This is a genomic window from Patescibacteria group bacterium (assembly GCA_018896645.1).
GTDB lineage: Bacteria > Patescibacteriota > Patescibacteriia > UBA2591 > JABMQE01 > JAHIMF01.
On the sequence record JAHIMF010000032.1, the window covers coordinates 21,478 to 32,927 of the forward strand.

9 protein-coding genes are annotated in these 11,450 nt (G+C 42.9%); 8 read left to right on the forward strand and 1 reads right to left on the reverse strand.

What is annotated here, in order from left to right; translation table 11 throughout:
- Positions 1-2: 2 nt before the first annotated feature.
- Entirely contained in the window at positions 3-461 is a 459-nt protein-coding gene (locus KKD20_02210; protein ID MBU4331916.1) for a hypothetical protein, read from the reverse strand.
- A 221-nt stretch (positions 462-682) separates the two neighbouring features.
- Between KKD20_02210 and KKD20_02215 the strand changes: the two genes are divergently transcribed.
- The 8 genes from KKD20_02215 to ftsH all read left to right on the forward strand — a co-directional run bounded on the left by KKD20_02215 (position 683) and on the right by ftsH (position 11,232).
- Positions 683-1,984, forward strand: a complete 1,302-nt coding sequence (locus KKD20_02215; GenBank protein ID MBU4331917.1) for a S1 RNA-binding domain-containing protein — start codon at positions 683-685, stop codon at positions 1,982-1,984.
- A 507-nt stretch (positions 1,985-2,491) separates the two neighbouring features.
- On the forward strand, positions 2,492-3,310 hold the full coding sequence (locus KKD20_02220) for a hypothetical protein (GenBank protein ID MBU4331918.1): 819 nt from the start codon (positions 2,492-2,494) through the stop codon (positions 3,308-3,310).
- A 77-nt stretch (positions 3,311-3,387) separates the two neighbouring features.
- Positions 3,388-4,155, forward strand: coding sequence for a hypothetical protein (locus tag KKD20_02225; GenBank protein MBU4331919.1), 768 nt, complete (start codon positions 3,388-3,390; stop codon positions 4,153-4,155).
- A gap of 77 nt (positions 4,156-4,232) precedes the next feature.
- Complete coding sequence (locus tag KKD20_02230) at positions 4,233-5,129, forward strand: protein phosphatase 2C domain-containing protein (GenBank protein MBU4331920.1); 897 nt, start codon at positions 4,233-4,235, stop codon at positions 5,127-5,129.
- A 253-nt stretch (positions 5,130-5,382) separates the two neighbouring features.
- Complete coding sequence (locus KKD20_02235; GenBank protein MBU4331921.1) at positions 5,383-6,870, forward strand: hypothetical protein; 1,488 nt, start codon at positions 5,383-5,385, stop codon at positions 6,868-6,870.
- 186 nt (positions 6,871-7,056) lie between these two features.
- Positions 7,057-8,283, forward strand: coding sequence for a nicotinate phosphoribosyltransferase (pncB, locus tag KKD20_02240; protein ID MBU4331922.1), 1,227 nt, complete (start codon positions 7,057-7,059; stop codon positions 8,281-8,283).
- Positions 8,284-8,447: 164 nt separating this feature from the next.
- Positions 8,448-9,083 carry an SAM-dependent methyltransferase gene (locus KKD20_02245; GenBank protein MBU4331923.1) on the forward strand — a complete coding sequence of 212 codons (636 nt, stop codon included), beginning with the start codon at positions 8,448-8,450 and terminating at the stop codon, positions 9,081-9,083.
- Between the two features lie 334 nt (positions 9,084-9,417).
- A complete protein-coding gene (gene ftsH / locus KKD20_02250; protein ID MBU4331924.1) occupies positions 9,418-11,232 on the forward strand; it encodes an ATP-dependent zinc metalloprotease FtsH in 1,815 nt (604 codons plus the stop codon).
- The last annotated feature ends 218 nt before the right edge of the window (positions 11,233-11,450 follow it).

Genomic DNA, 11,450 nt, shown 5'->3' on the forward strand with positions numbered 1-11,450 from the left:
AATTATACTCGCCAATCTTTTTTATTAACTTGCGGCCGGTCAAGCTCTCTGGGAACCAAGGTATCTGTTTCACTCACTGACCCTCCGGTTTCTCTTGTTTCCCTTTTTGGTTCTGTTGACTCTCTGGGTTCGTCTTGTTCTCTAACAAGTTTTAACAGCTCTCTTTTTGCCTCGTTTTCGGTTTTAAAACGCGACTTTAAAAAACCTTCCCGGTGTAGACGTTTAACCACCGTGGCCAGCTCTGTTTCTCTTATTCTGTCTCCAAAATGTCCATAGTATACTAAACCCGCAGTGTCTGAATTCTGCTCAAGGCTGGTAATCACTGCCTTGGCTATCGTAGAGCCAAAAACATACTTGTCCTTGAGTAAGTTTGGGAGCAGCGAATGAATTTCATCCCGTTTAATAAAATGATTATAGCGGGGCTCTAGGGAAGAGCCAAAAATTGAGCCAAAAAAAGACATGGATTTAGTGATTAAGTTTAAGATCGGTCTCGGAATTCTGATTATATTATAGCATATCCATAAAGGCCTTTCAATTAGGGGTTAGGCCGGGAAAAAATCCTTGCAAAAAATAATAGTATATGATAAGCTATGTTTAACTACATAATCGATAACCCCATAAATCGCCTTGGGCAGAGCGGTTTGCGGGTCTAATAATTAATGCCCGATTTTGTTTTTTTATTATGAAAGCCACTACTATCAAAATTAAAGAGCCTTCCAGCAAAATGGAACAATTGTTAACCTCTAAACAGACAAAGACTATTCCCCAATTGGGTGATCTGGTTACTGGCAAAGTAATCAATATCGGGAAAAACGAGGTGCTTTTAGACATTGACGGCCTGACCACTGGGGTGGTTAGGGGCATTGAATTTTATGACGAGTCCGGCGAGTATTCCAATTTAAAAATTGGTGCTGAAGCAACCGCCACGGTTGTTGATTTAGAAAACGAGAAGGGGCAAATCGAGCTTTCTTTTAGGTCGGCCGGTCATCAGAGGGCTTGGGATCGACTAATAAAGCTTATGGATAAGGGCGAAGAGGTTACTGTGGAGGGCGTAGACGCTAACAAGGGGGGGTTAATGATTAAGCTGGGGCAGATATCCGGATTTCTGCCGGTTTCCCAGCTCTCCCCTAAGCATTATCCTCGAGTCGAGGGCGGCAATAAAAATAAAATTTTGGAAAAGCTGCGGCAATTTGTCGGTCAAAAACTAAAGGTTAAAATTATTGCTGTGGAAGAGGCTGAGGAAAAACTTATTGTCTCGGAAAAAGCAACCATCAAGGAGGAGCAGAAACAAATAATTTCGAAATATAAGACGGGTGATGTTGTTGAGGGTAAAATTTCCGGAGTGGTAGACTTTGGCGCTTTTGTAGAATTTGACGATGGCCTTGAGGGGCTGGTTCATATTTCCGAACTGGCCTGGAAACGGATTGATAATCCTCGGGACGTTGTTAAAACCGGCCAACAAATTAAAGCGGAAATTATTGATATTGATGATTCTAAAATTTCTCTTTCTATCAAAAAACTTCTTCTTGACCCCTGGAAAAAGGCCGTGGAAAAATATAAAATTGGTCAAGTTGTGGAAGGCGAGGTGCTTAAAGTAAATCCTTTTGGTTTATTCGTTAAACTTGACGAAGAGATTCACGGCTTGGCTCATGTTTCAGAACTTTCTTCAAAACCAAATCAGCGGCCAGAAGACCTTGCTAAACCGGGCGATAAATTGAAACTTAAAATTGTCTCTATTGAGCCCAATGACCATAGATTGGGGCTAAGTATCAGAGCGTTGGGCCAGAAAGGTCAAGATAAAAAAGAGGCGGGGAAGGAAGATAAAAAAAATGAGCAGAAGAAAGGGGAAGGCAATGATAAGATGGACAAAATTAAAGAATCAAAAAAGAGAACCAAGGAGGAAACTAAGGATATTACAAGTAAAGACAAGGTTGGGGCTAAGAAGGACTCTTCAGGAGAAAACACAAAAAAACGGGCTAGATAATTTAACTAGACGAAAAACCACTCAACTAAACTGCGTGGTTTTTTTGTTTTATGACATCTATCGAGCTATCCACCCGAGAGCCCTTGACAAAACTTCTCAAAATGTGATAAGCTTTTAAATCTATGATTCATACGAGCTCTTTAAGGGGTTTCTTTCCTTTTATCTTAGCCATAATCAGCCAAGTATATAAAAATGAGTAATTATTAAGTTGCAGATTACATTCATTTTGCGGCTAAGGTTAGCCCAAATTATAGATTAATTCTATATAAATTCTAATTTAAGCTAATAAAAATGACTGTTTAATTCTTGTTTTTGGCAATATAACAATTTTTAAGTTATATTACCTAAGGCAAGATGCCCTATAAAAACAGCTCATTACAATTTGGTTTTGGAAAAAAAGACAAACACAAATCAAAGCAAAGAAAGGAGGGAAAAGTACGTTCTATCGGTACAAATTCTATGAGGTGGATTTTGGTTTAAACCTTTTTAACGGGGAGGGAGAACATCATGAATAAGATCCATTTGCTTATCATTGATCCGCAGAATGATTTCTGCGACATTGATGGTGCCACGTTGCCAGTTAGCGGCGCTGACGAAGACATGAAGCGTGTTGCCGCCATAGTTAATCGTATCGGCTCAAAGCTGGAGGATATCCATGTTACCCTGGATAGTCATCGTTTAGTAGATATTGCCCACCCGACTTGGTGGAGGGATCAGAACGGAGAACAACCAACGCCCTATACGATAATCTCGGCTGACGATATTGAAAACGGCATCTGGACGCCCAGAGATCCGGATTCTCGCAAGCGTACTTTAGAATATGCTCGGCAACTGGAAGCAACCGGCAAGTATCAAATTTGTGTTTGGCCACCACACTGCCTTATTGGCACCTGGGGCCACAATGTCCAGTCTGATGTTAATAACGCGCTGCAACGATGGTCTGGTAAAGAGTTTGCTGTGGTTGACTATGTGACCAAGGGATCCAATCCTTGGACAGAGCATTATGGCGCTATGCAAGCAGAAGTGCCTGATCCCACTGATCCAACCACGGCATTGAATACTGACTTTCTCGCCATGTTGTCGGAAGCAGATATAGTAATTGTAGCCGGTGAAGCGTTAAGCCACTGCGTGAAGGAAACTGTTACGCAGATTGCTGATAACATTGGTGATGAGCATGTCAGAAAATTCCATATCCTGACAGATTGCTCCAGCCCGGTTGCGGCAGTTCCTGGTGGTCCAAATTTTCCGATCATTGCCCAGGATTGGCTCAGGGAGATGCAAGGACGCGGAATGTCTTTGACTACTTCTGTTGAATTTTTGACCTGATCATTTCTTGCTCCAAAAACGGTCAAATAACTTGGACTACTAACCTACCTTAAAAGGAGGATGACATGCCACGTCTTATGGCTGGTGATACAATGGAAATTGGCAACATTAGTGGAATGCAGGGATTCAAGTTTTCCGGTGTACGAACCGAGCATCTTGGTGCCACCGAATATACTGTGGTTACTGTTGCGGTTGACGAAACCGGTTCGATTCAGGAATTCCAGAACGACCTGCTTAAATGCTTGATTGCTGCGGTTGAATCCTGCAAAAAGTCACCGCGTTCGGATAACCTCCTGTTGCGCGTTATTAAATTCTCCACCGCCTTTTCTGGCGGCGTGAAAGAATTGCATGGATTCAAACCGCTGGCTGACATCGATCCGCAGAACGACTATGCACAGTTGTGGCCAGGCGGTCAAACCCCGCTTTATGACGCTACCTTTTCTTCGGTTGGAGCAACGATCGCTTATGCTGAAAAACTGATGGCAGATGATTTTCTGGTCAACGGGATCGTTTTCGTGATTACAGATGGATTAGAATACCCGTTGCCGCCCAACAATCCCTCATCAGCTACCCCAGCTATGATTAAGAGAGAGGTTGAAAAAGCTATCGTTGGTGAAAATATCGAATCACTGGTAACTGTGTTGATCGGTATCAATGCTGGCCAATATTTGCAGGAACTCACAACCTTCCAGCAAAACGCCGGCATTGACAAATACATTGATGCGGGCGATGCGACCAAAGGCAAGCTAGCGAAATTGGCTGAATTTGTATCACAGTCGGTATCAAGCCAATCCCAAGCCCTGGGAACCGGAGGTCCGAGCCAGAACATCTCTGCAAAGATATAGTCGAGGCGAAATAGCGTTAATGGGAAGATGATGGACAAATCCGTTGTCTTCCCGTTTTTATTTTGGAGGTGAAAATTATGATTCAACTACATACTGATCATTATTTCCATATCGGAAACAAACATCTGATCACTGGGAAGCCTTGCCAAGATTATGCTATCTCAGATGTACATAATAACGTTGCTTTGGCAGTAGTCTCAGATGGGTGTTCAACTGGTAGACATACAGATGTTGGGTCTAGAATTCTCGCCTTATCTACAGCAACTGCTATCCGCGAACATTGGACTATTAGCTGTGATGCGCTTGGCGAAGCTGTTCCACAAGAAATCAGTTTACGTCAAAGAATAGTGTTGTCTGGAACGCGCCAGGCACTGGGATTACAGCTGGACGATATGCTGGCAACCTGTGTTTATGCCTACGTCTCACCATCAGGTGGCTTCGTTCATGTACAGGGAGATGGTGTTGTCGCTTTTAAATATCGGAGTGGAGGCATTGATATGTTCCGATTGGAGTGGGAAGACAATATCCCCTATTATCCAGCATACTATGAAGGGCGACTACCCAAATTTATTGAAAATCATGGCGGTGATTTGAATGCTTTACGATTAAGCCGAGAGAACTGTGCGTGGACACCTAATGAGGGATTCACGACATCCGACACAGATAGTTACACTCTTAGTGGAGGAATTCGGGGCATTACGATTGACTTGCCCGCGGAACTCTTGTCTCAAGACCTTGAATTCATAGCTGTCTTTTCTGATGGCGTAGCGCAGATTGAAAAACTTGACTGGAAAAAAGCTGTTGTGATATTTATGGCGTTCAAAAACAAGATTGGCGAATTTGCAAAACGCCGAATGATCCGCGGGATTAAAGATGCGCAAAAAGACGGCAAAGGCCTTCTCGATGATATTGCATATGCGGTTATTCGGGTAGAGCAATCCGAAACCGAAGGGGCCCAAAATGCAAAAGACTAAAGGCAATCTTAGTGTTGTCCTAGATGGACGTGGGCCATTAACACTTCGGCCCAATGACTATCAAGCAACTGGGGGAGAAGGTTCAGTCTATAAAGCCTCTGGGACAGCGATAAAAATTTTCCACGAACAAAAAAGGGTTCTGTGGAATAATGTCGATGGAAAAGTAGCTTTCTTCCGAGCGAATCCTCATCCTTATGTTGTTTTTCCCTTGGGACGGGTTATGACATCTTCGGGAGAAACGATTGGCTACTACATGAAGTTCGTAAATGGAGAACCGATTGCGAGGGTTTTTACTAATGACTTTCGCAAAAGAACAGGATTTAGTAATGATAAGGCTTCGCTGTTGATAGATCGGATGCGCGACATAGTAATGTATGCGCACGAGAGAGACGCCTTACTTATTGACGCAAATGAGCTTGGTTATTTTGTGGTTAACAACAATTCTCAAGAGCCTGAGCCCAGAATTATAGATGTTGACTGTTGGGTTATTGACGACAAATGGCCTCCTAGTTGTCCTATAATGCCTTCTATACGAGATTGGCATGTAAGACAAGGTAAACAGTGGAACGAAGGAACGGACTGGTTTGCTTGGGGGGTGGTAACTTTCCAAGTATATACTGGTATTCATCCATACAAAGGAACCCTAATTGGCTATAAACGGAATGAATTAGAAAGAAGGATGCGAGATAACGCATCAGTATTCACAAATAATGTTCGGCTCAACAAAGCTGTTCGGGACTTCTCGTGCATCCCTGGTCATTTGCTTGACTGGTACGTAGCGACCTTTCAAAGCGGAGAACGGACAATCCCGCCTTCACCCTTTGAGACCGGCGTTGCTACAACTCAAGTTGCTCGAGTACTACACGCTATTACAACCGCGACTGGAATACTAGTTTTCGACAAACTGCTTGGCAAAATAGGGGTTCAGGTTATTCGATTTTTCCCTTGTGGTGTCGCTTTGTTAGAATCTGGTAAGCTCATAGACGTTTCTAAGAGTCGGCAAATCGGCATAGCCCAATCTCGCGATTGTGAGATAGTGAAAGTACAAAATGGCTGGCTAAAGACGGATCTTGAGGATGGGAATATTAGATTCTTCCATATCAATGAGGTAAGCCTGGATGAAAAGGAAATGACGTTGAATCTCAATGGTCATCAATTGCTTCGTTATGGAAACCGTTTGTTTGTAGTGACGGACAGGGGATTAACAGAGATGACCCTGAAAGTTTTAGGTAAGCCGATCCTGTCTGTTGGCCAAACGTGGGGGGTGATGATAAACTCTACTCGCTGGTTTGATGGAGTTGGTATTCAGGATACTATGGGAGCAACGTATGTTATTGCACCCTTTAGTGACAATTCTTGCGCTCAAATTCGTGTCCGAGAACTCGATGGGTTGAAGCCAATCATGGCCAAAGCCGGCAATAGATTTATTACAGTGATTGCCTTGGATGGTAATGGCGTTTATCAAAAAATTGAATTGACAATGGATCGAGGATACAGTAGCTATAAGGTGTGGCAAGAAGCTACTGATAGCCCGGATTTGAATATCGCCATTTTACCTAAGGGCGTATGCGCCACGATCGTCAATGATGGAGAGCTGGATATTTTTGTGCCAACGTCTGGTACGTTCAACAAGATTCAAGATAAGTATGTTTTAACAGATATGGCTCTTGCTAACTGGGAAAACAAAGTTGTGTATATTCAAAATGGCGAGCTATGGAGTGTAAGGATGTCTGGCAAATAATTGATCTTTCGTCTTGGAAACCGGAGGGAAATCGCCAGGTGGTGATTTCCCTCCGCATCTTTTTCGAAGCCCCAGAAAATTGTAACTAAAAATAATTTAGTTACAGATTTCTTGCCTTAATTTAGATTAAGGTAGGCGCACATTCAAATAATATATCATCTATCATCTTGAACAAAGGAGGCAGAGATGCCGATTATCCAATCGTTGCTTGATTTAGACCAGTATAAATTAACAATGGGTGGATTTGTTCGGAAGCGCTACCCCGACGTGCCAGTAAAGTATGGTTTCACTAATAGGACAACTAGTATTTTTCTGTCACAACATATTGATGAAGGTAGGCTACGGGAAGAGTTTGACCATGCCCGAACCCTATCCTTCATGGATGATGAACTTGACTATGTAGGGAATATGACCGTCAACAATAAGTCAATGTTCTCGTCTGCATTTATTGAATTCTTAAGGAACTACTATTTGCCAGAGTACGACATAGAGAAGGTCGACGATACTTATAGGATTGAGTTTACCGGTCCATGGAAAGAAACTATTTACTGGGAAACAATCGCCCTTTCAATCATTAACGAGCTTTTCGGTGAAGCTTGGATTAAAGATCAAGGGCTATCGCTGGATCGGGTAGTTGGGAGGGGTTGCCGTCGACTTAGAGAAAAAATCGCAATCCTCAAGAAATATCCTGGTATTAAGTTTATAGAGTTTGGCACTCGCCGGCGCTTTACTGGCTGGTGGCAAGGTTATGTCTTAAGAGTCTTGCTTGAGGAAATTCCAAACCAAGTATTGGGGACATCCAATGTGCTGCTTGCTAAAAAATTGGGGATCCCCGCAATGGGCACCCAGGCCCATGAGCTCTTTATGATTATGTCTGGCGTTATGCGTGGGGGTGATGAAAAAATACGCGCCTCCCAAAATAGGGTTTTGGAAGAATGGTGGGATGAATATGGGTATGACTTGTCAATTGCTCTTCCTGATACCTTTGGCTCAGATTTCTTTCTCCAAACCACGCCAGAGCAAATAGCCCAAGAATGGAAGGGGTTTCGGCAGGACTCTGGAGACCCAAAGGAGTTTGGTGAAAAAGCAATCAAGTTCTACGAATCATATGGGGTGAATCCTAAAACCAAGTTGGTTGTCTTCAGCGACGGTCTGGATATATATAAAATCGTGGAGCTCTATAATCACTTCCAGGGAAGGGTTATTCCATCGTTTGGTTGGGGAACCAATCTTACTAACGACCTCGGGCTACCGACCTTATCACTTGTTGTTAAAGCGATTGGAGCTTGTGGTTGTGGTCTGGTTAAGCTCTCTGATAACTTGGCTAAGGCCATCGGTAAACCAGAAGATATTGAGCTTTACAAGCGGATCTTCGGTTATACAGGGACAATGTACGAAAAGGTAAGTTATTAGTTTTTGCTGGTGGAGGGAAGCGCTCTTTCTCTCCACCATTCTTTTCTCAAATCATTCAATACTATAATATATTACATAATGTATTACGTAATAAACGTAAATGATTTAAACAAGGAGAAAATTCGTTGACAATTCAATAACACCAGCCACAAAGGAGGAGCCTCGTGGAACAATGGAAGCCAGAAACATGGAAAAGCTCCTACATAGAGCAATTCCAGAAACTGCGATGTTTTGAGGATGTTTGGAATATAGTATCACCAATAAAAAAAGATTCCAAAGAAATTTCCGAGTCCATGAGCGTTGTCGTGCGAGTGCGAAATCTGGTCCTGCCTGAACCTGGGCGGTATACAGTGTATGACATCTGCGCTGGAAATGGTTTAACCGGGATTATTATCGCTTTTTTACTGCCGGTAAAATCAGTGATTGCTGTGGATATTAGGCGCCGCGACAGGCCCTGGGAATTGGCGCGAGGATTCTCCTATCAAGAGCGCGACCTCCGCGAGCTTACACCGGCTTTTTTTGAAAAGGATTCGATTATAGTGGGTGTCCACGCCTGTGGGATTCTGTCGCAAAAAATCATTGAACTCTACAACACAAGCAGGGCCAAGCATCTTATTCTGATGCCTTGTTGTAACGGCAAAATAGATGGGATGCTGCAGTTTATGGGAGATACGTGCGGCAATTATGCGGCTTGGTCCCTGCAATTGGGGCTGTTGTGTAAAGGCAAGGTGCGAATAAAACAAGATAAAAAAATTATATCACCCAAAAATCTCGTAATCACCGCTCATAAGGAAAGATAAAATTATGTTTCTTAAGCCGCCAAGCGAAATAGTTAAACGATTAGCAGAACCCGCCACAAAGTAGAGCCGCTCCATGGCATGGATTGCGAGACTCTAAGGGGGGGCTTATTGGAATGATGCCTTGACCCCACCCAACATCTACTAAATAATAGTAGTAAGGGCGGGGTCTTTTTTTTAGCTCAAGGTTGCCAAAAGGCCTATTTTTTGCTATGATCAAAACAATTATAATTAATTTTATACGAATGGATGCGAATTTGTAGATTCGGATTCACCCCGTGAAATATTGCTTTTAGCAATTTCATTGGGTACATTCGTAGATTTGGATTGTATCTTTATGAAAAATCTATTCAAAAACTTCATCATCCTCTTTATCATCTTCATTGTGATTGCGGGAATTTTCAGTATGTACAATAATCCCACTAAAGACGCAACCGAAGTTACGATTGATACTATTCTTAAAAAAATTGAGGCCGAAGAAATAGACCGAGTTGAGGTGGAGGGAGAAAAAGTCAAAGCCTTTGCTAATGATGGTGTTGTTTTGGTCTCCTATAAGGAGCCGATGCAATCTTTGACAGAACTTTTTGATAACTACAACCTAACGCCAGAGAAAATCCAAAAACTCAAAATTAGCATTAAAACCTCAACTGGCTTATCCTTTTGGGTTTCAAGCGTCTTGCCGTTTTTACTCCCCCTGCTTATTATCGGCCTTTTTATATTTTTGATGGCCCGGCAAATCCAAGGCGCTAATAACCGCGCTATGATGTTTGGCCAGGCTAATTCTAAAGAAATTAACCCCAAGGACAAAAAGAAAAAAACCACGTTTTTAGATGTGGCTGGGGCTCGCGAAGCTAAAGAAGAACTTTTGGAAGTAGTGGAATTCTTGCGCAACCCCAAGAAGTTCACTGTCTTGGGCGCCAAGGTTCCTAAGGGGGTTTTGTTAATCGGGCCAACCGGAACCGGTAAAACCCTTTTAGCCCGAGCCATTGCCGGCGAAGCCAATGCGCCTTTTTATCATATTTCCGGCTCGGAGTTCGTAGAGATGTTTGTGGGCGTGGGGGCTAGCCGTGTCCGTTCGCTTTTTCAAAAAGCCAAAAAAGCCGCGCCAGCAATTTTATTTATTGATGAAATTGACGCTGTGGGCCGGCAACGAGGCACAGGCTTGGGCGGCTCCCATGATGAACGAGAACAAACTTTAAACCAAATTTTAGTAGAAATGGATGGTTTTGAGCCTCACGCTAATGTCATTGTTATCGCGGCTACTAATCGGCCAGACGTGCTGGACCCGGCCCTGCTCCGGCCCGGCCGTTTTGACCGCCGGATTATTGTTGACTTGCCAGACATTAATGACCGGGAGGCAATTCTTAAAGTCCATGCGAAAAACAAACCTTTGGCTAAAAACGTTGCTTTAAGAGTCATTGCCGAACATACCCCGGGTTTCTCCGGCGCAGATTTGGAAAACCTTTTAAACGAAGCGGCGATTCTCGCGGCCAGGCAAAATAAAAAGCAAGTTGAGATGCAGGAAATTTTAGAAAGTATTGAAAAAGTGCTGCTCGGACCCGAGCGCAAAAGCTATGTTTTAAACAAAAAAGAAAAAGAAATTACTGCTTACCACGAAGCTGGCCATGCTTTGGTAGCCCATATGCTGCCGCATACTGATCCAGTCCGCAAAATTTCTATTATCTCTCGGGGCCAGGCGGCTGGTTATACTTTAAAACTTCCGGAAGAAGAGAAAAGACTCCACAACAAATCAGAGTTTACCGAAGAGCTGGCGACTCTTTTGGGCGGCTGGGTTACAGAAAAAGAGGTCTTTGGCGAAGTGACTACCGGCGCCCGGTCTGATCTTAAGCAGGCTACTAAATTGGCTCGGAAATTAGTAATGGAATACGGGATGAGCGATGAGCTCGGGCCCCAGACTTTTGGAGAAAAAGAAGAGTTAATATTTTTAGGCCGGGAAATTTCCGAGCAACGGAATTATAGCGAAAAAGTGGCAGAACAGATTGATAAAGAGGTGGCCAAGTTTATTGGCCAAGCCCAAAAGCAGGCCCAGGAAACCATTACTCAAAATAAAGAAAAGTTAGAAAAAATTGTTAAGGCTTTGCTTAAAAAGGAGACGATTGATAGGAAAGAGTTTGAGAAATTGATGGAGTGAGGTGGTAAATGTGTAATCATAAAACTTTGTGATTACACATTTATAGTTGACAATTTACTAATCTTAGATAAAAAATCAACAAGTTTATATAAAACTTGTTAGGCGACATTTTCTTTCAAATTATTTTTTGCTCATAAGAAAAAAGGCGTCAGCCGTCAGCTGTGTAGCCAACGCCTTGTGTTTGAACCGGATCTGCTCTTTGCTGTTTACAGAAAGTA